Below are 23,916 nucleotides of genomic sequence, written 5' to 3'. Positions count from 1 at the left end.
TTAATTTATAGTTAATTGTTAATATGTGAATCATGATCACAAAAAAGGATACATAAATTTAGATAAATTACAAAAAAACGAGTCACAACTGTGTTGGATACTATTTAAGGTGAGAGATTATGGGTTTTTTGATGGAAACGATGACTTAGCCATGCATAGATGACCCCAGCAATAGCCCCTGCTATATGGGATTCAGTTGAGATGTACAAGTGAGTCGGTAATAAGCCGCTAGCCATTGTGCCAAAATAGAATAGCACTAATAACGCGATAGCTATATCAACCCAGCTTCGGCGGAAAAAACCTTGGGCGATGAGTAAGCCCCATAAACCAAAAACCCAACCACTGGCACCGATATGAATAGCATTACGACCTAATAACCAAACAGTAAAACCCCCAACAACAATAATAAACAGTGATGCAAGCAAATATGCCTTAATAGTACGGTGTAGTAATAGGGCACTTAGTATGATAAATGGCGGTAAATTACTGAATAAGTGCCCCCAATTACCATGGATAAATGGGGCAAAGAATATACCGATGAGCCCGGTCATAGTGCGAGGTTTAATCCCGAATGAAGTTAACCCCCCAGCCATTAAGCTATTAATAAGCTGCACCGCAATAAAAATTGCGACAATGCAGGCTAATAGTTTAACGCGAGGATGCCCTTGTAAATAGTTCATTAGTGGTTACCCAGCGCTTGTACACTTTCAACAAGCGACGCTAGCTGACCAACAACCCGATCACCAATATCTGTATTATCACCACCTAAAGATTTATTACGCATAAAGTCTTTCTTGATTTGTTGCCAACGAGCAGCATTTTTTTCTGTTAATGTGCCACGTAGTTCAGCGAGTTTGAGTAAGTTTTCTTCTGCGCCGGTTGTGAGTAGCTGTGCCTCACCCAAGTAATGGTCATCTAGTAATCTTTCAAGTTCATCATTATTCATAACGGAAGAGACTTTTTCGCTGAGCTTATTCATATTACGGTAACTACCTTGCAAGCGAAATGCGGGTTCTGTCCGGTATTTATCGGATTGTGCTGCACTGGCGATATAGTGTTGATTTACTTTCAATACAACATCTCGTAACTTGATTAATTTACTGATTACCGATGTGATTTCATTAATTTCTGCATCAGAGTACGGGTAACTTAAAGTGTTGGTAGAGACAGATTTACCCATCGCTTTATCAGCAAATAAGTACAGGTCGTTCAGGTCTCGTAATGCAAGAGGGGCTAATACTGGGTTTGATGTCAGGCTGTTTTCGATATAGCTCAGGGCAAATGCTTCATCCATACCACCTAATACCTCACCAAGGTTATAAATATCAGCGCGGTTTGCAAGCATATCAGGGATTCGGAAAACTTCCCCTGACTCGGTATAGGGGTTACCTGCCATAACGACACAGAATTTTTTACCCCGCATATCATAAGTTTTGGTTTTGCCTTTCCAAACGCCTTCAATACGTCTTGTTCCATCACATAAGGAAATAAATTTTTGCAAAAACTCAGGGTGAGTGTGCTGAATATCATCAACGTATAACATCACATTATTACCCATTTCTAAAGCTAAATTGAGTTTTTCTAGCTCTTGTCTTGCCGTTGCATTAGGCGCTTGTTCAGGGTCTAGAGAAAGTACATCATGGCCAAGTGCAGGGCCGTTGACCTTCATAAAAATTAACCCTAAACGGTCAGCGGCATATTCCATTAAGGTAGTTTTACCGTACCCAGGTGGTGAGATCATTAAGAGTAGCCCCATGAGGTCAGTGCGTTTACCTTCCCCTAAAGCTCCAATTTGTTTTGCCATGTTGTCGCCTATGATAGGCAAATAGACGTCGTTTATCAGTTTATTACGCACAAAAGAGCTTAATGGTTTTGCTTTATATTCATGCAGTTTTAAACGGCTACGCTCTTCAGTAACAATTTGTTGGCGTAGTGCTTGATACTGACGAAATTCGGGGATAAAACGTTTCCGTTGCCCTCGCATACGGCTGAAGTAGTTATCTAAACTCAGTGATAGAGTTTGGTTTTCAATGGTCGCATGTTCGCCAAGTAACCCGTTAACTTTAAAGTAAAGGTCAGCTTCACTAAAGCGAGCGGAAGCCGCTTTATCTAAGATAATAATGGCAATAGCACCGGGTATGTATGGAACAAGGTGAGAAAATTCAGGGGTTGAGCACAGCCCTTGTAACCAGTTTTGAACTAATGACCAGCGCTGGGCATAGCGAGCCCCTAAATTTTGTTGTGAGCGATTAAAATCTCCCCACATATGGGCTTCTTCTAAGCGGCTCTGGAGTGCTAAAACTAATTCTCTTGCATATTTGCTATAGACGAGTTCTATCGGGGTTCTTGCAAGTGCAAAGCTAAGATATTCGGCGGCTTGAGTCTGCTCATAAGCTTGGCATTGAATGGGGTTATCTTGTAAAAACAAGCTAATTCCCGCTTCGATTTCGGCTTGTAGGTCAAGTAATGCATTGTCATTATGGAATAATTGGTGAATATTCATGGCTGTTCTTGCACGTTCAGGCCATAGTGCAGGAAAATCGTCATTTTGAACTTGTTGCCAATAAATAGCTGCGATAGCACGGGCTGTTGGGCTATACCGTAATAGATCAGCACTTTCACCGATTGGCAGTAGTTTTTTCAGTAAAGCAACAGCATCGTGGTCATGAATACCTTTTTCATAACCTTCTTTATAACGTGGGCTCGCAAAATCACGGACAATTTTTTCAAGTTTTTCCGTTGATGTTAATGCGTTTTTTAGGATATCAAAATTTAGCCCTTCTTGGCGTTTTGTTGCTGCATAGATAATTGAATAAGCAAGATATTCCGCGCGGTAAACCGTATCAGATTCAGACTCTAATGAGGCGCTCCAATAAGGTTTTAGCTGTGATAGTTGTTCATTTTCTATGGGTTCTTGGAAATCTGTCCCGGTGAGATAAACCCATAGTTGTTCATTTTTCGGTAAAATGGTGAGGTCGAGCTCTTGGGTATTTACACTGAACCGGTGACGACCGAGCTTAATGACATTTCCACCATCTTCAAAAATATCTGTTTTATCACGCAAAACTCGAATGGCTTGGTCCCGAGAAGATTTCAGTCGTGCGTCAATATCATCAGCTTTAACGTTGTCGTTAATCTCTCTTAATTTTTCAATAATTTCACGGGTTTTAAGCGCCAGAGGGTCTGAGGCAAAGAAAGCATTGAGTTCATCTTGAGACTGTAAACGAGTTGTTCGTCGTTGCAGGCTGTCTAGTAGACGGTCTGCAGCAGTGACTAAATTTTGTGCGCGGCGCTGGCGGTCATCAATAAGAACTTGTTTATGAGACTCAAAGGTTTCGAGTAATTCTTCACGCTTAGCTAAGATATCATCAAGAAATTCATCATGGCTGCTAAATTGGCTTTCGAGCTCTTCTAACTGAACGAGTAATCTTGATAGCTGATCATCACAACGTTCAGGGTCGGTGGCAAGAGACAGTGCATTGGTTATGCCTTGGCTGAATAGGCGAAATTGTGCGCCAAATTGAGCGACTGTTTCCACACTGCTTTGTGATTTTCGTTTTTGTTGTAAGCGAGCTCGAGATTGGTTTAGCTGAGCATAGATTTGCGAAATAGCATCAATAATGTGGGTTTGTTGTGTAACATCGTTGAAGCTTAGTGATGCCATTAGGTTTGAAAGCATATCTAAGTCAGCAGACATTTTTTCCATATCTTTCATGGGAATGTCTAGCTGGGCACTGTTTTGGGCTTTTTCTATTTGTTCTTCGAAAACAGTTAATTGTGTTTTAAAGGGCTGTAACGCTTTATCACTAGCAAGAAAAACAGCGGTTTCTTGTGATACATATTGTTGATTTTTCTCTATTTCGCTTTCCATTTCGCTAAGTCTTTCTAAATCCATATAGCGAAATTCACGCAGTGAAATCAAGTGACCGCGTTGAGCACTCAGGGCATTTAAGCCATCAACAAATTGTTGAATATCAGCCCAACTTTCAGGCAATGTTAATGAAAGCAGTGATTTTTGGTGGCTGATGGCTTCATTCATTGATTTGGCAGATTGCTGCCGTATGCTTTCGACCTTTTCATATTCATCAAGGACGAGTTCACTTGTTTGAGTGATTTCTTTAAGCAATTTACCAATACCAAGGCATTGCTCATCACCAAACCAGTAATAAATATCCAGTAAATTTTTTGCTCGTTGGCTGAGTTGTTCGTAGCGAGCAATAGAAATTTGGCTGCCTTCTATTTCTTTGGATACATGCAATATTTCAGAAATACCACGAACTAAGTCTGCATTGCCTATACGGCCTAAAAAACCGCTACGAGTAGGCTGTTTGTCGGCAAACTCTTCTGAGTAAAATGGGGTCTGCCAAACTTGCATTGGGTGAACGCGAGTCGCTTCTTCCCCTTCGCCCTCAAATAACACCATTTTTCCATCTTCCAGCATGGCATAACCATGCCCAATGAGTGGAATTGAAAGTGTTCGTTCAATTAAATTGTAATTGAATAGGGCAATACGACCTTGATTTGGTGAATAGAAAACATATAGAACATCCTCTCCATTTGGGGAACGACGTAAACGGCGAAAACGCATTCCACCCATAGGCTGTTCAAACGTTTTATAATCACCATTTTGTAAGTAGTAGCCGCCAGGGAAAATAATACCGTGATCTTCTGGTAACTGGACGCACGCTTGCCCAATGGCATCAATACGTTGTACAGATTGAGATAGCGTGTTGTAAACTAAATAACGCCAAGTTTCTTCCCGATAAGGTAAAACTTTTAAGATAATTAAACTGCCAGTTTGTGCGTATTCAATTTGGGCGTCGTCTAGTGATTGGTTTTTATCAAGAACCGCTTCTCGGTAAATCCCCAAACCATCTTCAGTGTTATTTTCACACTTGATGGTTAAATCACCGCCGATAGTTTCAATGAATACGGTGTCAAGAATATTGATGTGAGGGTATCGGCCGTTAACGGTGTCTTCTCGCGTGGTTTTTTGCCATTCAAAGTCATAGGCTGGTGGGAGGGCGATATCGCGTTCACCCCGGTTATCAATATACTCAATTTTGCGTTTGTCGCTGGAGATTGACCAGCGAAAAACTCGCACGTCCGTGATGCGATCGCCAATTTGAAAACTAGCAAGAAGTTTGCCGTCCCGTTCAACAAGTTGCAGTAACTGTGTGTTCTTATAATAGGTATAGAGTTCAGTAAAATCTTGAACAAAGCGATTATCACTCAAGAAGGTATCTTCATAAGGGACTGCTTCAACATCAAACTCATTGTCGTTTTCAATTAACCGATATAGTGAAAATACATCTTCGAGGTGCGTTTCTTTTTTTAGGCCGAGGAATACGTTATAGCCAAATAAAAGCCACTCGCCAACGCGGACAATGTCCCTTGCTTGGCAATTATTTTCAGTACGAATGCGAATGCGGCCAATGATATCCATTTGGCTCTGGCCGAATTCATCCAACCGCATTTCATTGAGTTGAGCGGCTTTTTGATGAAGTTGTTGCCCTTGGTCGGTCAGGCGTTTGCGTAATATTTCATAAGCACCACCTTCTGCAACAGCACTATCGAGTATTTCTTGTTCGCGATCCGTATCCTGAATATCTGACATTGCGCAGCGAATTCCCTTAACTAAGACAATAAAAATGAAAAACAATAGGGGTAGGTTCACTACCCCAATGTGCTAAAGGTTTACAGTTGGTCATCTGTTGGTGGAATCGGTTTTGATATAACCGTTTTTGCTGGCTGATTAGCCCCTTTAGCTGCCATAAAACCGTTTATAAGATCTTGAACTTCGGGGTTTTTCAATAATGCGGCAATATCAACTTTTTTGTCTTCTTTGCTACGATTAATGAGTTTTTCAACATTTTCTTTTGCGAAACTGCTTTTATCCATAAAACCATCAACGGCTTTTCCGAGGCTTAGTGCTTTAGAGAAGGTGTTGAAGAAGCTGCCATCACCGCCCACAATTTCAATATTGGTTTTGCTAAGCGCTGCAGCCAATACATCAGCTTGCTCCCGGGCAATTTCTTTATTGGCGTCGATAGATGCCATGGCTTGTTCAAATTCTTTCTCAAGGCGCATACGAAACTCTTCATGAGAGCGAGCGGTATCGCTGAGATGATCCATAGATTTAAATTTGTCAGTTAAACCATCGGCTTCAGCTTTCAAGCGTTGGCGGATAACTTCTGCTTGTGCTGAACCTAATTGGCCTTCTCCTCGAGCTTGTGCTGCCAGTTTTTCTTCCAGTACTTTCGCATCAGCCAAGCCTAGTTTTTCTTTGGCATTGGCTTGTTGTTCTTCACCACGAGCTTGAGCGGCTAATTTCTCTTCAAGGATTTTCGCTTCAGCAAATCCTTGTTGTTGTTCTGCTTTGGCTTTGGCTTCCATTACCTGAGCTTCTGTTAAGCCTTTTTCTTTCAGCCCACGTGCTTCCGCTAACAATTTCTCAGCTGTAATGTTGGCAAGAACAAGACCTTCTTTTTCTTCTGCCTCTGCGGTTGCTTGGCGAACTCGAGCTTCTGCTAAACCTAATGCCGCATGTTCGGCTTCAACCCCTTCAGCTAAGCGTTTTTTGGCTTCAGCTTGTTTTGCTGATGCTTCTAATTCTGCTTGTGCCATGGTGCTTATTTCTTCTGCACGGTGCTTAGCACTGGCTTCATCGGCTTCGGCTTTTTTCACTTGGCGAACTAACGATTCTTCCGCTTCTGCTTGTGCATTAATCACTGTGACTTGGCGCATACGTTCAGCTTCAGAGACTTCACGAACTTCTTTGATTCGTTCCTCTTCCTGTGCCACGGTTTTTTCAACTACTACACGTTCACGTATAACATTGGAGATATTTTTGCGTTCTTCTTCGAGTGCTTTTTCTTTTTCTATGCGCTGTAATTCAACTTCTCTTTCACGGGCAACAATTTCAAGCTCACGTGCGCGGCTCACTCGCTCTTCTTCGATAGCTACAGCACGAGTACGGTTTTGTTGAGCGACTTCAACTTCACGCATGCGGTTTTCTTCACGGATTTCAATTTCTTGCTGGGTTTGAATACGCGCTTGCTCTGCTTTAAGGCGTTCTTCTTCTTGAACACGTAAAGTTTCAGCTTGTTCACGGGCACGAATATTATCAATTTCACGTTTTTGGCGAGCTTCGGCATCGGCTTGTTGGCGCTCTAAAGCTAAACTTGCTTCGCGGGTTTCAACGTTTTTCTTTTGAATTGCGAGCTCTTGGTCACGCTCTTTTTGGTTGGTCTCAATATTGTGAATTGCGGTGATTTCAGTAATTTTACGAATACCTTCGGAGTCAAAGATATTATTTGGGTCTAAGGCTGATTTAGGTGTTTGTTCTAGATAATCAATCGCCACATCTTCAAGGGCGTAGCCGTTAAGGTCCTTTCCTATCACATCAACAATGCGGTCACGGAAGTCTTGTCGGTTTTCAAATAAAGTGGCTAAATCCAGTTGCTTACCTACTGTTTTTAAAGCTTCAGAGAATTTTGCACTGAATAACGTGCTGACCGCTTGATGGTCTGATGCACGGTCAACACCGATAGCTTTTGCAACTTTCAGCACGTCTTCCGTCGTTTCATTCACTCGCAAATAGAAAGCAACGGTGATATCAGCACGTAAGTTATCATGACAAATCAAGCCATCTTTACCGCGGCGATCAACTTCAAGTGTTAGCAAAGAAATACGCATGAATTCTTTTTTGTAGATGACAGGGTAAACTAATGCCCCTGTAAAATGCACTTTAGGCTGTGATGACATGTCATTGACAATCAAAGCAGTACCTTGTGGGACTTTGATATAGAAGGCTTTGAATAACCCAAAGAACCCTAAAATAACTAGGATGATCCCCCCGATAATTGTTAAAAAGGGCATTAGTGCAGCCAAGTCCATATTGATTCTCCATTGGTTCTGACGATGACGTCATTTCGATTATGCAAGCAAGATATTTATTTTTAAAAAGAGAAGTTATCCGTGGCGAAATTCATTTTCACTGACAACTTGATAACTGTGCGATGCTGCGTCATAGCTAATGATGACAACACGATCACCGCGTTTTAACTGTTCTGAGGATGGGGCGCGTATTTGTAGAATTAACCCCGCTCCACCATCTTCTAATAGTGCCTCGCCATTTTGTTCAGTTACCGCTCCTGACCGCACGGTGGCGTATTTACCAATAAGCTGTTGTACTGTTTTTGGTTTATTGAGGCTTATTAGTTTTTTGCGCACAGGTTTTAAGCACAAAGCAGTTAAATGAAGAGAGATAAATAGGGTGATCGCAAAAACGGCGAAGCTGACGAGATAGCGTAATAAGTCAGTATCAATGAAGCGAATAAAGATATGTACGCTGAAATAACTGATTATCCAGCCAAAAAGAGTAAATAACGTGACAATAATGGTGACAGGGATCCCTGCTAAGCCAAGCTTAGTTAACCAGCCAGCAAAACCGGTTGCATCAATACCGGCATCAAATTCGGTATCAATATTAAATACGTCGATATCCAATAAACCAAAAGCGGCACATAACCAATAAAATAAAACAATGATTAGCAAACCACTAAAGATAATTGTTGGGAACATCAAACTGTTATGGAAAAACAAACTCATAGGGTTTTCTCTTTATTATTAATACATTATTGAGTTTACGTGAAAAGTAACGTTTGTTTAATTTATCACCATAAAATAATTTAACTTAATAATATATTTTTTAATTAATAGCAGTATCAGACTAGTCTATAAGCACTTTTATTTTTTGGGAGTTTCTTATAATACTGGTTGTTTATCCAGTTTTATTTGGTGAAGTTATTCCTAAAGTCTTATTGATAATAACAGGGCATTGATAGGAGAGAATTTTACCATTAATCGTTAAGTTGATGATAATCATTCTCAAACAAAGAATGGGGGTTTAAAGTACAAAATGGGGAGAATAGAGTTGATTAAGGTGATAAATTTGCGCTTCACTGTTTAAAGCATCTATGAAGCGCAAAAAAGTAAGATTAGTCTATCAAGTTCAGGAATGCCGCACCTCGTGCACCTCCAGAGTCACCATAACGTGCTTTTTCAATTGCAGGTAGTGTTGCGATGCCATAAAGGTATTGTGGAAGCACTTCTGGTAGTTGTTTATAGATTTCTTCAAACTGTGACAAACCTCCGCCAATAACCACTAAATCGGGGTCAAAAACAGTGACAATTTGCCCCATAAACATCGCAAGTAATGACATATAGCGGTTAACATGTTCTTTTGCTTGAATATCACCTTGTTTATATTGTTCGATAATTTCGATAGCGGAACGTTTTTCATTGGTGAATGAGGAATAAATACGCTCAAAGCCTGGGCCTGATAGGTAGGTTTCAAAACAAGCAGTTTGGCCACAGCCGCAAGTTATTTCAGGAACTTTTTCCCCTAACAGCTTGGCTCCACGAACGCTGAGGTTCATATGGCCAATTTCTCCAGCGATTCCATTTTTACCGGATAAAACTTTGCCATTTATAATAAACCCACCGCCCACACCAGTCCCTAAAATTAAACCAAGGACGGTAGGGTAGCGTTTGAAATCAGGGTCCCAAGCTTCTGATAATGCAAAGCAATTTGCATCATTTTCCACTTTTACTGGGCGTTGTAATATATTAGCAAGATCATGAATTAAAGGTTTGTATTGTGCAGTAGGGACATTGGTTGTAAATACGGTTCCTTCAGCATGGTTTACGATACCGGGGACGCCAACACCAACTTTTCCTTGGCAATTAAATTTTTCATCTGCTTCGAGTGTGAGTTCGAGAAACGTATTTAAGAGCGTTTGGTAGTCATCTTTGGGGGTAGGAACACGCTTTTGCCAGACCTGATTTAATTCGTTGTCAAAGACGGCAAGCTCAATTTTTGTCCCGCCCATGTCAAAGCCGTAATACATTTTCATCTTCCCCTAATGGTTTATTTATTAAAAAGATAACGTATCTATTTGATAAATAATAAATGATGGAATCTACTGATCTAATTATACAAAAGTTCATCAGAGGATAAATTACTGTTTTGGTTTTTATTTTGTATATGGCACCTTTTCTTAACTTTTAGCCTTTTTGAACCTTTTTGAATAAAAAATAATTGCACCACTATTTTAAATGCGTTATTGTTATATTATAACATTACATCTAGGTGGTTATTATGAAACAGGGGATCCATCCACAATACCGCACCGTGGTTTTCCATGACACAAGTGCAGACGCCTATTTTAAAGTAGGTTCAACAATAAAAACTGAAAAAACAATCGAGTATGAGGGTGAAATATTTCCATATGTCACGCTTGATGTCTCTTCTCAGTCACATCCGTTTTATACCGGTAAACAGAAAATGATTTCTCAGGAAGGTAAAACGGCACAGTTCCAGAAACGCTTTGGTCGTTTTTTACAGTCAGAGGGTAAATAAAGATGAAAGTACTGAGTTCATTAAAAACGGCAAAAACCCGTCATCCAGATTGCCAAATTGTTCGCCGTCGTGGGCGGGTGTATGTCATTTGTAAAACAAACCCGCGCTTTAAAGCGGTTCAAGGCTGTAAGAAAAAACGTTAACTATTGAATTTAAATATAATTATAAAATTTCCTGTATCGCTTTATATTCTATTTGCTTAGCCATTGCAGATTATTGCTCTCTGCCGTGGCTTTTTTTATTTGTTTTTTTGTCCACTGATTCCCTCGATTATTAGCATGATTACTAATCTTCTTATTATTAGTGATGAAATTCACTTGCACATAGATGCATATTTTGTCAGGTTTAATACATCCGAAAAATTTCTAGCTTCAATTTTTGTGAATACTGAATGAATGATAACAATGACGGTATTTACTTTGTGGAGTCGAAACTAGAAATTTCTTGGTAAAAATTTAAACGAACAGGGTGAGTAAAAATGAAAAATGTAGGGTTTGTTGGCTGGCGAGGAATGGTCGGCTCAGTATTGATGCAGAGAATGGTAGAAGAACGTGATTTTGATGCGATTCATCCTGTTTTCTTTACCACATCACAACATGGTGCCGAAGCACCTGTTTACGGTGGTCATCGTGGTGTTTTACAGGATGCCTTTGATATTGATGCATTAAAAGCGCTGGATATTATTATTAGCTGCCAAGGTGGTGATTACACTAATGAAGTTTATCCTAAACTTCGTGAGTCTGGTTGGAATGGTTACTGGATTGATGCGGCGTCTTCATTACGTATGAAAGATGACGCGATCATTATTCTTGACCCAGTGAATAACCAACATATCCAAGATGGGTTAAATAAAGGCATTAAGACCTTTGTTGGTGGTAACTGTACGGTAAGCCTGATGTTGATGTCTTTAGGTGGGTTGTTCACTAATAATTTAGTGGAATGGGCATCTGTTGCAACTTATCAAGCGGCATCAGGGGCAGGGGCTCGTAATATGCGTGAGCTTCTGGCACAAATGGGGTCTTTACATACTCAGGTCGCTAAAGAACTCCAAGACCCAGCTTCTGCTATTTTAGATATTGAGAAAAAAGTCACAGATTTCACTCGTAGTGGCACAATGCCAACGGATGCGTTCGGTGTACCATTAGCGGGCAGCCTGATCCCATGGATTGATAAAGCATTAGAAAACGGTCAAAGCCGTGAAGAATGGAAAGGCCAAGCGGAAACGAACAAAATTCTTGCAACAGGTAATAACATTATTCCAGTTGATGGTTTATGTGTACGTATTGGTGCGCTGCGCTGTCATAGCCAAGCTTTCACATTGAAGCTGAAAAAAGATGTTCCGTTGAATGAAGTTGAGCAATTGCTTGCATCACATAATGATTGGGTGAAAGTGGTTCCTAATGACCGCGAAATCACTATGCGTGAGTTAACTCCAGCGGCAGTCACTGGTACGCTTAGCACCCCTGTTGGTCGCTTGCGTAAACTGAATATGGGCCCTGAATACTTATCTGCCTTTACGGTTGGTGACCAATTATTGTGGGGAGCTGCTGAGCCTCTTCGCCGCATGCTAAGAATTTTATTATAAGCGCGGCACAGCGATAAGTCATATTCGATAAACCTGCATAATTCAATATGCAGGTTTTTTTGTACCTAAATTACTGACGATCAGGTTCATTCTGCGGTGGCTGGTGTTCTAACTCTTTTGCCAAGAAGTAGTTCAAGAATGTTCGGATCACGGCAATAATACCTAATTTGATGAGGCTATCTAAATCAGGGTCGACGGTCGTTGCTAAAATATCCGCAGCGAGTTGGAACTCCAATGCAGTCGCTAACCAATCACCAAAACAATAGCGAGCGGTACGTGCTTTTTGGGTTTTCATCCACACGATTAGGGTCTTGATTAACCCAATCACCACGCAGATGACTGAAATTGCTTCTAAAAGTAACTGGAGTACGTGAACACTAGACACCAGTAATTCACGTAAAAAAACTAAATCGAACATTAAAACCTCGATAGGTAAGCAGGATTCATATTTGTTAACTATGGGCAAATATTCGCAAAATATCGAGTTTTATTGTGGATCTATCGTCTCAGAAGGTAATTGGCTAATGGATAAAATATTTCGATTGCCATCGATTACCTGAATATTTTTATTGGGTTGATAACATTCACGTAAAGGTGATAAGCAAGCTTGCTGTGAACCTTGTTGTATATTAAGCCAATCACTGATTAGCCAATAATTATTCGCAGTAGAATAGGGAGACTGTAAATTTTCTGGGCTGATACTTGGTTTACTGGCGCTTTGACTGTACCAAATCAGCAAGGGGATTTCATAGGCTTCTTTTCTTGGGTTGTTAACGCCATGGTGGTAGTGAATATTGTTATCGCTGTCTAGGCGTTGTAATGCGTGGTCTGAATAGTACATCAAAGTCGCAGGTTTCCCTTCGAGTTGTTGCATTAGGCTTTCGATAAATTTATCGGTATAAGCAATTGAACTGTCATAGCAATCGTCATCGTCTTGGCCACTAAATGTTTTTAGCTCATCTTCAGGAAAGCGGTTACAGGCAGGTTCATGGCTGCCATAAGTATGTAACACAATGAGTTTTTTCTTATCAGTAGGGTCATTGATCGCGTTATTGAAGTCATCTTGCAGCTCTTCATCGTAGCCGACAAATTCGTTCCACGTTTTCTTTTGTGACATAGAAGCAATAGCAGAAATGATACTGGTACGTTTATTGGTTTTTCCCTGGTTGCTGACCCAATAGGTTTTAAAGCCCGCATGATTGGCTAATGAAATGATATTGTCCGAATAGTGTGATTTATCCTGCATTTGCTCAAAGCGAATATTAGATAGTGAAATAGGGACTGACAAGATAGTCACAGGTGCAGGGGAATAAGCTTGTTGAAACGCCAATATTTGTGATTTGCGCTTATTTAAGTTAGGCGTTGTATCATACTGATAGCCGTAAAAACCCATATGATCACGGCGCAATGACTCACCAATGACAAGCACATAGATTTCAGTTTCAGACGCTTTTTTCTGGTAGTTAAATGCGACCTTTTGTGATGATATTTTTTTTATGCCCCGGTTTTCATACAAATTTTTGACTAAAGCCGCCGCATTGTAGAAAGGGGTATTTAAGAAGTATTTTTCTGTGATCAATAACGCGCTATCAGGCTTGCTTAGTAATGAGGCGTAATAGGTTGGAATAGCTAATAGATAGCCACAAAGTAGAGCCATACTTGTCGTTGTTATACGACGATTCATGTATTTTGCACATTGATGAATACATGCTAAATAAGCAGAAAAAACAAATAAATAAAAAATAACATAACCAATGTTATAGGAAAGCATTCCTACGGTTTCACTGCTATTGGTATTGATAAAAGTTTCTGCAATCGAAGAAGAAAAGCGGATATCGTGTTTTTGATAAAAGAAGAATGAAACAGATAAATTGAGAGCCCACAGGAGTGAAACAAACACCGTGAAAATTTTGCCAAGCAAAAAGCGATAAATACCGGCACATAACAGTATTATCAGCGCTCCTGAAATGACGATGGCAATGTCAGCCATAATGCTGGCATCTCCACTGAAAAATACAGGGGTGATAGATATCAATAATGCATAAATTGAAATAATAAGTTGGCGTATCATAGTGTTATTTTACGTATTTTTGACCTTACCTGAGGTTATAGAGACAATTAAAAAATAGTTAATTAACATCTAATTAACTTAGGGCGTTGTTTGTTTATAACATAAAAAAAGATAAGATAATCAAAATAGTGGCGTAAAAAACTGTAAAATCTCGTGATGTTTAGTCATGACCTGCCCCCCACAAGTTGCGAGGGGAGGTAAAGTATTGAGTTAGAAAGTTACCGCAATTTTGGCATCAATATTGTTATCGTGATAATTTTTTGATAAAAATTTATTATAATTAATTGATAGCTTAGTATTTTCTTTTATATTGATATCGGTACCGACTTTTAATGCGACACCATGGCGTGATGCAGGAACACTATGTGTTGTAAATGAGCTCGCGGTATCGGTAAAATTCAATTTTATTCCTCTATTTAAATTCCCATATTGACATTGCCAGTTAAGCTCACCGTGTAAACCTATATTTGATGTTTTACTCAATTTCCATTGGTTATCAAGGCGTAGCCCAAGGGTTGATAACACCGTATTGATGCGCTGTTTACGTGCCTGTAGTGATGTGCTGTTGATGTTCTCATTAATAGCATGATTCATTGCGCTGATATAAGTGAGATTGGTAAATGGCTCAATATTTATCCCTTTTGAGTTAATTGGATAGGCCAGCTCCATAAATGCTTGATGTGTATTGGTATAATAGCTCGATGAGTGACTTGTACCATCACTGATTGAGCGTTCGGTATGAATGAGATGTGAAGTGTGACCGAGCCCTGCACGAACCGCGATAGGTTGCCATAAAGCGCTACCATAAATGGCGGCATGGTAGTTATTACTGTTAGCGTGGTCAAAGTGGTTAGATAAGTCACTTTGGCTAAAACCTGCGGCGATACCTAATGTCATTTTTTCATTAATAAAACGTCGATTTGCCCCAAGCAATAAACCATAATTTGATGATTTATACCCAGTGGCATTGTTATCGTCGGTCGTTTTATCCCAATCATAGAGCATTTTGACCCACACATTGCTTTTGTTTTCGCTACCCCATGATTCAGATAAGCGAGCTTGCTCAAGTAGTGTTTCTTTAATCTGACGGCTATTATTTATTTGATTGGATAATACGTCAGCGTATATTTGGCCTGTGACATTGCTAAATATCGTTTGAGCTTGTTGTTTTGTTTGGCTTTTCAACGTTTGTTCATAAAGCGCATGGTGCGTAGGAAGTGTTTCAATGGCTTCAGCCACTGCGATTTGGTTTTGTGTTGCTGCCGTGCTGGAAAATGCCGTGTTATTACGCCCTATTTTAAGTGTGACTTCTTTGGGGGAGTAATTTAGCGTCGTTCCAATAAACTGGTAATTAGGTACAACGGCATCAAATTGGCCATCAATCCCTTTTTGAGCAGTTAATATCGTATATTGTGTATCAAATAGTTGGTTGATATCTTGCTTAGAAAGCGGGCTATTTTGATTTTCAAGAGTGACACTGACGGTCCCGCCCTTTAATGAAGCTGAGCCTTGGCTGATGATCTTATCGTTTTTACCTGCTGGATTGATTTCAACCAAATAATGGCTATCTGGTGCAAAACTCACGGAATCAACAATATTAATTGTGCCAACTGAATGGCCTGGTGCAACAACAGCGCCTTGGTTGGCGGTTAATTGATGAATGCTTCCATTGCCCGTTAGTAAACCGTGGTGGTTAATATTGACGGAAGCTCCGATTTTGCCGTTATCTAGGACCAGCGCGCCTTTATTGATATCTAATGAAGAGTTTAAGGTTTTTTTCAGGGTGACGGTTCCGCCATTAATATGGGATTTTTGCGAGTATTTATTTTCACCCGTTAAGACTAAATGGCCTTGGTTTACTGTAAAGCCTGCGAAGGTATTGTTACCAGATAATACTAATGTTCCTTGGCCCTGTTTCGTTAACTTTCCTGTGCCTTGTATATTGTTTGTCCATTCATCTAACTTTCCAAAATTAGCAATATCAAAGTCATTAGTGTTTTGGTTGACGATAAAGTTTTCATATAAATAAGCGGGGCCATGATAAGCCGTAGGTAGGTTAATTAATCCCCAATAAGAGTTCGGATCATTTTCTTTGATATTCCAACCCGCAATTGACTGGCTTGGATATGCCGTGCTGGCTAAAATATTATTCCATTGTGCATTATTCAAGTAAGGGAAACGTAATCGAAGTAAATAACCCGCCGTTTTAGGGATATTTTTAGGGGCGATCATTGGTGTATCTTGTATTTCTTTTTTTCCATAATAACCAATGTGGTCATTGGTAATAGGGGAAGAAACGGTTAGGCAATTTTGTATGTTATTTGAACATGATGATGAAATGTCATTACGAATATTTTTTGCCGATTCAACAATGAATTTGGTGTTTTTTTCATCGGATAGTAGCTGTGATAATAAATAATAATTACCTACACGGGAAGCGATGGTATCGGTGGCGAAGTGTGCGCCAACAATCACGCGGCTTTCACCGTATTCAATCGCTCGGTTGAACGTTTCACTGCCTTTTTCAGGGAAAATCATCGCTAATACGGCAGCTTGTTTAAAACCATTCCACGTATGGCCACTAGGGTAAGATGAGCCCTGTATTTGTGAGTAGCCCGCAATATAATGGCCTTCATCATTCAGCACTTGATAAGGGCGACCGCGTTTAAAATGGTCTTTAAGAATAAAATCGACTGACCGAGTACGCTGCTTTTTTTTATCATAAGCACGAGTACTTGTGTCATGTAATAAATTGATTTCTTTGTATTGGCTATGGTTTCTTAGGTTAATATCATGTTCGCCAAACAGGATGGTTTGATAACTATTAAACAAATAACCTGAGTTTTGGGATTTATCCGCGAGTGCTAAATTTTTCCTTTCACCTGTAATACTGATGTATTCGTTGCTAATCAGCCTATCTCGCTCAGCAACTTCGCTACCTTCTTTAGGTGTATCATTAATAATATTGTGCTTTATATCTTCAAGCCATGCATTTCTTGTATCGATAATATTTTTCTCTAATTCTAAAAGATTCGTTTTTGCTGTTAGAGTATTGGTGAATATGAATGGCAATAAGGTCATTGATGCTGAAATAAAAATTTTTCTCATTATAACTCCGCCGATGCTATTGGTAAAAATTTCATTTGGCGGAGTTTATTTATAATATATTTATCTTTTATGACAGTTTTAAAAATAAAAAAACGTTATTAATTAAAGTGATAAGTTTTATTTTTAATTGTTTTGTTTTTTACGAAGAGGCTTTTTATTGATTGGTTTTGTTTTTCTATTATTTTATTATTGGTTTGATTAAATGGTAAAAATAAAATAATAGCTATAAAAAAAATCATAAAAAATAACCCCAAACTTTCGTTTGGGGTTATTGAATAACGTTTAATTAGCAGAATAGTTAAATATCAATATTTGCTGCTTTTAATGCATTCTCTTCGATAAATGCACGGCGCGGCTCAACAGCATCACCCATTAATGTGGTGAATAGTAAGTCGGTTGCAATTGCATCTTTCACCGTTACACGCATCATACGGCGCGTCTCAGGGTTCATGGTAGTTTCCCAAAGTTGCTCAGGGTTCATTTCACCAAGACCTTTATAACGCTGTACGTATAGGCCGCGACGTGACTCACGTGTTAACCAAGCCAAAGCTTCTTCGAAGTTACTGATATCTTGACGGCGTTCACCACGCTTGATGTAAGCACCTTCTTCAATTAAGCCACTGATTAAGTCACCTAAATGAGTGATACGGCGGTATTCACTGCCATGAACAAAATCAAAATCGAGATTATAGTCGGTATCAACACCATGGGTGCGAATACGAATAGTTGGTTCGAATAATTGACGTTCACGGTTTTCGTTAATGGTATAACTATATGTGCTACCGAATTGCTCGTTATCTTCTAAGCGCTTAACCAGAGTTTTAGCCCATTCTTCCACTTTTTCGCTGACTTTTAAATCATCTTCAGTCAAGGTTGACTGATAAACCAAGCTGTTAAGTAGGGCTTGAGGGTAAAGGCGCTCAAGACGACGAATAATACGGTGTGCGGCATTATATTCGACAACCAGTTTTTCCAGTTCTTCGCCTTTCATTGCTGGAGCTTCGGCACTTAAATGCAGTTCAGCACCATCAAGGGCGATAGAAATCAGGTAATCGTCCATCGCATCGTCATCTTTAATGTATTGCTCTTGTTTACCACGTTTCACTTTATACAGAGGTGGTTGAGCGATAAAGATATGACCACGTTCAACAATTTCAGGCATTTGGCGGTAGAAGAAGGTCAACAGTAACGTACGAATGTGCGAACCATCGACGTCCGCATCCGTCATGATAATGATGCTGTGATAACGCAGTTTGTCTGGGTTATATTCATCGCGACCAATACCACAACCTAATGCCGTAATCAGGGTTGCAACTTCTTGTGAAGAAAGCATTTTATCGAAACGCGCTTTCTCTACGTTTAGAATTTTACCTTTCAGTGGCAAAATGGCTTGGTTCTTACGGTTACGGCCTTGTTTTGCAGAGCCGCCCGCGGAGTCCCCTTCCACAAGGTACAGTTCAGATAGCGCAGGGTCACGTTCTTGGCAGTCAGCCAGTTTACCTGGCAAGCCAGCTAAGTCTAACGCGCCTTTACGGCGAGTCATTTCGCGGGCTTTACGTGCTGCTTCACGTGCGCGTGCTGCATCGATGATTTTACCCACAACGATTTTCGCGTCGTTTGGGTTTTCCAGTAAATACTCAACTAATTTCTCATTCATCATCGTTTCAACCGCAGTTTTCACTTCGGAAGAGACTAATTTTTCTTTGGTTTGTGATGAGAATTTAGGGTCTGGAACTTTCACTGAAATAACGGCAATCAGGCCTTCACGTGCATCGTCACCAGTTGCGTTGACTTTGCTTTTCTTCTGGTAGCCTTCTTTTTCCATGTAGTTATTCAATGTACGCGTCATTGCTGCACGGAAACCAGCGAGGTGAGTTCCCCCATCACGCTGAGGAATGTTATTGGTGAAGCAGTATACGTTTTCTTGGAAACCATCATTCCACTGCATTGAAACTTCGACGCCAATACCGTCTTTTTCAGTTGAAAAATAAAAGACAGAAGGGTGGATAGGGGTTTTGTTACGGCTTAAATACTCAACAAAGGCTTTAATACCGCCTTCATAATGGAAATGGTCTTCTTTGCCATCGCGTTTATCGACGAGCTTAATAGAAACACCTGAGTTTAGGAATGATAACTCACGTAAGCGTTTTGCTAAGACGTCGTATTCAAATTCAGTCACACCTTTGAAGGTGTCCATGCTTGGCCAAAAACGAACGCGTGTTCCTGTTTGGTCGGTTTCGCCGACTACAGTCAGAGGCCCTTGAGGCTCACCGTGTTTGTAGATTTGCTCATGAACTTTGCCATCACGGCGGATAACTAATTCTAATTTTTCAGATAAGGCGTTAACAACGGAAACCCCAACACCGTGCAAACCGCCGGAGACTTTATAGGAGTTGTCATCAAATTTTCCGCCAGCGTGCAGAACGGTCATGATAACCTCTGCGGCTGAGACGCCTTCTTCTTCGTGGATACCTGTAGGGATACCACGTCCATCATCCTGTACGGAGATAGAGTTATCGGCATGGATAGTGATCACGATATCATCACAAAAGCCTGCGAGGGCTTCGTCGATAGCGTTGTCGACAACCTCGAAAACCATGTGATGAAGACCTGTTCCATCGTCTGTATCACCGATATACATGCCCGGGCGCTTACGCACCGCATCCAGTCCTTTTAATACCTTGATACTTGAGGAGTCATATGTATTCGACATCAACGTTTCCTGCTCTTTCTATTCCTGAGGTTGAACTTCTATTTTGCCATGTTCTACACTAAACATCTTGCTATTTGCATCTATCATATCATTAACTTGCTCAGGTGTAATGGCACTGACAAACACTTGCGCTTGTGTAGCTTTGAGGCGGGCTGCCAGCAATTGGCGACGGCCTGCATCAAGTTCAGAAGCAAAATCATCCAGTAGATACAGGCATCGTTGCCCGCTCTGATGGGTGAAAAATTCACCCTGCGCTAACCTTAATGCACACATAAGTAGCTTCAATTGCCCCCGCGAAAGCATATCTTCAACAGGGGTTCCATTTGCTCGTATACGCAAATCCGCTTTATGTGGCCCTGAAGCGGTATAGGTTAGCGCTCTATCACGCTCAAATTGGCGCTCTAATTGTTCTGAATAATCAATTTCTTTATCCCAACCACGTTGGAAGGATACCGAGAGTGAAAATTCGGGTAAAAATTGTTGGCAAGTTTGCTCAATATTTTCGGCAATACCTGCAATATAGTCATGGCGCCATTGGCTTATTTGCTCAGAAAGCGGTGCCAGTTGTTTATCCCAATGACGAATTTGCTCATAACGGGTAACTTGTCGTAAAGCGGCATTACGTTGCTTTAATAACCGTTTTAAATCTGACCATACTGAAAAAAACAGTGGGTCATTGTGAAAACAACCCCAATCAATAAAAGCCCGTCGATATTTAGGGCCACCGTTTAGCAAGGTAAACCCTTCTGGGGTAATCAATTGCATTGGCAATAATTTTGCTAGTTCTGCAATTTTATGGCCATCAGTACCGTCTATTCGAACTTTACTGTCACCATCACGGTTTTTGCTTAAACCTAATGAAAGGTCTTTTCGCTGTTCATCTAAATGGCTAAGTTTACCATGAAGAATGAATTGTTCTTGCTCATGACGAATAACCCGGTTCGCTTGAATGCTGCGAAATGCACGACCATGACCGAGTGTATATATGGCTTCCAATATGCTAGTTTTTCCGCTCCCATTGGGGCCAATTAAAAAATTGAACCCATTAGCAAGGGAGAGATCCGCGTTTTCAATATTTCGAAAATCACGGATCAATAAACGCGAAAGGATCATAAATACCGATTACAAGCGCATTGGCATGACAACATACACGGCTGCTTTACTATCAGCGTCTTCAATCTGCACACTGGAAACGGCGTCGGTTAACAGAAGTTGCACATTTTCACTTTTTAGCGCATTTAAGACATCTAAGATGTAGCTGACGTTAAAGCCAATTTCCATTTCAGTACCTTGGTAGCTTACATCAACAATTTCTTCAGCTTCTTCTTGCTCTGGGTTATTGGCAGTGATGCGTAATTGGTTTTCACTGAAATATAGACGGACACCACGGAATTTTTCATTTGATAAAATAGCCGCACGCGAAAATGCTTGTTTAAGTAAATCACAGCGTGCTTCTAAGGTTTTATCTGGGTTTTTCGGTAGTACTCGGCGGTAATCAGGAAAACGGCCATCAACCAATTTAGAGGTAAAGATAAAGTCCCCCACGTGAGCGCGAATATTATTACTGCCGATTTGCAGCTGTAGAGGAGTATCACCGCCATCTAACAAACGCATTAACTCAATTACCCCTTTACGAGGCACTATCACTGAATGAGAGGGTAGCGATTGACCAATATCCATCGCGCACACGGCGAGCCTGTGCCCATCGGTTGAAACGGTTCTGAGCATTTGATCTTCGGTTTCAAATAGCATGCCGTTGAGGTAATAGCGGACATCTTGGTGCGCCATTGAAAACTGAGTGGCTTCAATTAAACGTTTCAGTATTGATTGCGGAAGAGAAAATTCCACTTCGCTTTGCCAGTCATCCAAGTTTGGAAAGTCAGCGGCTGGCAACGTGGATAATGAAAAGCGGCTACGCCCAGAACGGACGAGCAGTCTGTCATCATTCAGCTCTACATGAATTTCAGAACCTTCAGGTAACCCACGCCAGATATCAAAAAACTTGCGTGCGGGCACGGTTGTTGCGCCAATTTCATGTTCCCCAGTTAGGGCAACATTGGCCATCATCTCCATTTCAAGGTCGGTTCCAGTGAGTTGGAGGGTACCTTCTTTTACCTGTAATAAAAGGTTACCTAAAATAGGCAGAGTTGGACGCCCACCTAAAGGACCACTAACCTGTTGTAACGGTTTTAATAACTGCTCGCGTTCTATTGTAAATTTCATAGCAATTAAGATGATAATGTTCTGATTAAATTAGAAAAATCTTCTTTGATGTCATGGCTTTCTTCCCGTAATTGTTCAATTTTACGACAAGCATGTAACACCGTGGTATGGTCACGGCCGCCAAAGGCATCCCCGATTTCAGGTAAACTATGGTTAGTCAGCTCTTTCGCCAGTGCCATTGCCATTTGACGCGGACGTGCGACAGAACGGGAACGGCGTTTAGACAGTAAATCTGCTACTTTAATTTTATAATATTCAGCAACTGTTTTTTGAATATTATCAATAGTTACCAGTTTTTCTTGTAGTGCTAATAGGTCACGCAGTGCTTCTCTGACAAAATCGATAGTAATCGCGCGGCCAGTAAAGTTTGCGTTGGCAATGACACGATTTAACGCCCCTTCTAACTCACGAACGTTCGAACGAAGGCGCTTGGCGATGAAAAAGGCCACTTCACCCGGAAGTTGAATCTCATTTTCATCTGCTTTTTTCATTAAAATCGCCACGCGAGTCTCTAACTCAGGAGGCTCGATTGCCACGGTTAAACCCCAGCCAAAACGCGATTTTAAGCGATCTTCCACACCGTTAATTTCTTTTGGGTAACGGTCGGAGGTCAAAATAATTTGTTGATTACCTTCAAGTAGCGCATTAAAAGTATGGAAAAACTCTTCTTGCGAGCGCTCTTTGTTAGCAAAAAACTGGATATCGTCAATAAGCAATGCATCTACAGAACGGTAATAACGTTTAAATTCTTCAATTGCGTTGTTCTGTAGAGCTTTGACCATATCTTGAACAAAACGTTCTGAATGCATATAAACCACGCGAGCGTTGGCTTTATGCTGCATAATACTATTGCCGACAGCATGTAATAAGTGGGTTTTACCTAAACCTGTCCCACCATAAAGAAATAATGGGTTGTAGGCCCCACCTGGATTTTCTGCCACTTGCCTCGCTGCGGCGCGAGCCAATTGGTTCGATTTACCTTCAACAAAGTTATCAAAAGTGTGCTTAGGGTTTACATTTGAACGATAAGCAACTTCTGGTTGTACTTTGGCTGAGTTGTCCCAACTCGGTTTAATTGGGGCTGACGGAACGGCAAACGCAGGTACTTGTTGAGCAGTACGAGCTTGTGTTGCTGCCGGTGCGACTGTAATCGGTTTGTTGCCTACCTCAAAGTGTAGTGCAGGCGCGTCAGTTCCACAAAAGTCATTCAATAATTCATTGATATTATTGATGTACTTGTCTCTAACCCAGTCGAGAACGAAACGATTTGGGGCATAAAGTGCCAGTGTATTGTCGTTTAATTCAGCTTGAAGGGGGCGTATCCACATACTGAATTCTGTGGCAGGTAGTTCATCCTGCAATCGGGCAAGACATTGCTGCCAAAGCGAAAGTGACACGTTGGACTCCCCTAAACAAGGTCAATGGAACAAGAAGTACGGATGTAAACAAAGAAATTTCTCGGGCTTACTTTTAATCGCATGTAGTTTAATAGCATGTAGTAGCATGACCCAAAAATGTTTTAGATTAACTCTTACTTACTGCATATTGCCGATCGTTAGATCAGAAATAGACCTGCGATCATACCGCAAAATTAGTCAGAGATCTCCATTCTTTTACACAGTTTTTATGCTTTTTATCCACAGGTAAATGTGATAAGGCACCCGTTATAAAGAAGAAATAGACCGGGTTATCTTAATTTGCTGTCATTTTTCCACATGCTGGGGATAACTTTAGACGATTTACGGTAAATATTCTGTATGATCAAAAAATATTTTTAGATCTCTTGAAGA

The 23,916-nt window shown here is 40.6% G+C and carries 15 protein-coding genes; 3 read left to right on the top strand and 12 right to left on the bottom strand.

Annotated features, from left to right (window positions below; genetic code table 11):
* Positions 1-104 precede the first annotated feature (104 nt).
* From M1F17_RS00075 to nagK, 5 genes are all read right to left on the bottom strand, one after another.
* Positions 105-680 carry a rhomboid family intramembrane serine protease gene (locus M1F17_RS00075; RefSeq protein ID WP_094961991.1) on the bottom strand — a complete coding sequence of 192 codons (576 nt, stop codon included), beginning with the start codon at positions 678-680 and terminating at the stop codon, positions 105-107.
* Entirely contained in the window at positions 680-5,617 is a 4,938-nt protein-coding gene (locus M1F17_RS00070) for a DNA repair ATPase (protein WP_180312263.1), read from the bottom strand. Before M1F17_RS00070 ends, M1F17_RS00075 begins: the two co-directional genes overlap by 1 nt.
* 80 nt (positions 5,618-5,697) lie before the next feature.
* Positions 5,698-7,899: a hypothetical protein gene (locus M1F17_RS00065; RefSeq protein WP_318837158.1), complete on the bottom strand. Its 2,202-nt coding sequence runs from the start codon at positions 7,897-7,899 to the stop codon at positions 5,698-5,700.
* Positions 7,900-7,974: 75 nt separating this feature from the next.
* On the bottom strand, positions 7,975-8,613 hold the full coding sequence (locus M1F17_RS00060) for an OB-fold-containig protein (RefSeq protein ID WP_094961988.1): 639 nt from the start codon (positions 8,611-8,613) through the stop codon (positions 7,975-7,977).
* A gap of 389 nt (positions 8,614-9,002) precedes the next feature.
* The gene (gene nagK, locus M1F17_RS00055; protein WP_094962017.1) at positions 9,003-9,914 is read right to left on the bottom strand and encodes an N-acetylglucosamine kinase; all 912 of its coding nucleotides are present in this window, start codon (positions 9,912-9,914) and stop codon (positions 9,003-9,005) included.
* A gap of 251 nt (positions 9,915-10,165) precedes the next feature.
* Between nagK and M1F17_RS00050 the strand changes: the two genes are divergently transcribed.
* The 3 genes from M1F17_RS00050 to asd all read left to right on the top strand — a co-directional run bounded on the left by M1F17_RS00050 (position 10,166) and on the right by asd (position 12,011).
* Positions 10,166-10,426, top strand: a complete 261-nt coding sequence (locus M1F17_RS00050; protein WP_004906261.1) for a type B 50S ribosomal protein L31 — start codon at positions 10,166-10,168, stop codon at positions 10,424-10,426.
* Positions 10,427-10,428: 2 nt separating this feature from the next.
* Entirely contained in the window at positions 10,429-10,569 is a 141-nt protein-coding gene (ykgO, locus tag M1F17_RS00045) for a type B 50S ribosomal protein L36 (protein WP_004906260.1), read from the top strand.
* Between the two features lie 335 nt (positions 10,570-10,904).
* Positions 10,905-12,011: an aspartate-semialdehyde dehydrogenase gene (gene asd / locus M1F17_RS00040; protein WP_004906258.1), complete on the top strand. Its 1,107-nt coding sequence runs from the start codon at positions 10,905-10,907 to the stop codon at positions 12,009-12,011.
* Between the two features lie 70 nt (positions 12,012-12,081).
* On the opposite strand, the gene M1F17_RS00035 is transcribed toward asd, so the two are convergent.
* From M1F17_RS00035 to dnaA, 7 genes are all read right to left on the bottom strand, one after another.
* Positions 12,082-12,429, bottom strand: coding sequence for a DUF1622 domain-containing protein (locus M1F17_RS00035; RefSeq protein WP_140172680.1), 348 nt, complete (start codon positions 12,427-12,429; stop codon positions 12,082-12,084).
* 69 nt (positions 12,430-12,498) lie between these two features.
* A complete protein-coding gene (locus M1F17_RS00030) occupies positions 12,499-14,082 on the bottom strand; it encodes a phosphoethanolamine transferase (RefSeq protein WP_110592765.1) in 1,584 nt (527 codons plus the stop codon).
* A 210-nt stretch (positions 14,083-14,292) separates the two neighbouring features.
* Positions 14,293-17,190 carry an autotransporter domain-containing protein gene (locus M1F17_RS00025; protein WP_180312262.1) on the bottom strand — a complete coding sequence of 966 codons (2,898 nt, stop codon included), beginning with the start codon at positions 17,188-17,190 and terminating at the stop codon, positions 14,293-14,295.
* Between the two features lie 298 nt (positions 17,191-17,488).
* The gene (gene gyrB, locus M1F17_RS00020) at positions 17,489-19,903 is read right to left on the bottom strand and encodes a DNA topoisomerase (ATP-hydrolyzing) subunit B (protein WP_004906247.1); all 2,415 of its coding nucleotides are present in this window, start codon (positions 19,901-19,903) and stop codon (positions 17,489-17,491) included.
* Between the two features lie 18 nt (positions 19,904-19,921).
* Positions 19,922-21,016 (bottom strand): DNA replication/repair protein RecF, encoded by a 1,095-nt coding sequence (gene recF, locus M1F17_RS00015; RefSeq protein WP_096863652.1) that lies wholly within the window; start codon positions 21,014-21,016, stop codon positions 19,922-19,924.
* Between the two features lie 9 nt (positions 21,017-21,025).
* Complete coding sequence (gene dnaN, locus M1F17_RS00010) at positions 21,026-22,126, bottom strand: DNA polymerase III subunit beta (RefSeq protein ID WP_004906243.1); 1,101 nt, start codon at positions 22,124-22,126, stop codon at positions 21,026-21,028.
* 5 nt (positions 22,127-22,131) lie between these two features.
* Positions 22,132-23,523 (bottom strand): chromosomal replication initiator protein DnaA, encoded by a 1,392-nt coding sequence (gene dnaA, locus M1F17_RS00005; protein WP_004906241.1) that lies wholly within the window; start codon positions 23,521-23,523, stop codon positions 22,132-22,134.
* Between the last annotated feature and the right edge of the window lie 393 nt (positions 23,524-23,916).

Source organism: Providencia sp. PROV073 (genome assembly GCF_033688125.1).
In the GTDB taxonomy this organism is placed as follows: domain Bacteria; phylum Pseudomonadota; class Gammaproteobacteria; order Enterobacterales; family Enterobacteriaceae; genus Providencia; species Providencia hangzhouensis.
The sequence above is the reverse complement of the archived record's forward strand: the minus strand, read 5'-3'. Positions and strand labels throughout refer to the sequence as shown.

Excerpts from the sequence above, each read along its gene's own strand:
- M1F17_RS00075 (WP_094961991.1), bottom strand. The coding sequence starts at position 680 with ATGAACTATTTACAAGGGCATCCTCGCGTTAAACTATTAGCCTGCATT.
- M1F17_RS00070 (WP_180312263.1), bottom strand. The coding sequence starts at position 5,617 with ATGTCAGATATTCAGGATACGGATCGCGAACAAGAAATACTCGATAGT.
- M1F17_RS00065 (WP_318837158.1), bottom strand. The coding sequence starts at position 7,899 with ATGGACTTGGCTGCACTAATGCCCTTTTTAACAATTATCGGGGGGATC.
- M1F17_RS00060 (WP_094961988.1), bottom strand. The coding sequence starts at position 8,613 with ATGAGTTTGTTTTTCCATAACAGTTTGATGTTCCCAACAATTATCTTT.
- nagK (WP_094962017.1), bottom strand. The coding sequence starts at position 9,914 with ATGTATTACGGCTTTGACATGGGCGGGACAAAAATTGAGCTTGCCGTC.
- M1F17_RS00050 (WP_004906261.1), top strand. The coding sequence starts at position 10,166 with ATGAAACAGGGGATCCATCCACAATACCGCACCGTGGTTTTCCATGAC.
- ykgO (WP_004906260.1), top strand. The coding sequence starts at position 10,429 with ATGAAAGTACTGAGTTCATTAAAAACGGCAAAAACCCGTCATCCAGAT.
- asd (WP_004906258.1), top strand. The coding sequence starts at position 10,905 with ATGAAAAATGTAGGGTTTGTTGGCTGGCGAGGAATGGTCGGCTCAGTA.
- M1F17_RS00035 (WP_140172680.1), bottom strand. The coding sequence starts at position 12,429 with ATGTTCGATTTAGTTTTTTTACGTGAATTACTGGTGTCTAGTGTTCAC.
- M1F17_RS00030 (WP_110592765.1), bottom strand. The coding sequence starts at position 14,082 with ATGATACGCCAACTTATTATTTCAATTTATGCATTATTGATATCTATC.
- M1F17_RS00025 (WP_180312262.1), bottom strand. The coding sequence starts at position 17,190 with ATGAGAAAAATTTTTATTTCAGCATCAATGACCTTATTGCCATTCATA.
- gyrB (WP_004906247.1), bottom strand. The coding sequence starts at position 19,903 with ATGTCGAATACATATGACTCCTCAAGTATCAAGGTATTAAAAGGACTG.
- recF (WP_096863652.1), bottom strand. The coding sequence starts at position 21,016 with ATGATCCTTTCGCGTTTATTGATCCGTGATTTTCGAAATATTGAAAAC.
- dnaN (WP_004906243.1), bottom strand. The coding sequence starts at position 22,126 with ATGAAATTTACAATAGAACGCGAGCAGTTATTAAAACCGTTACAACAG.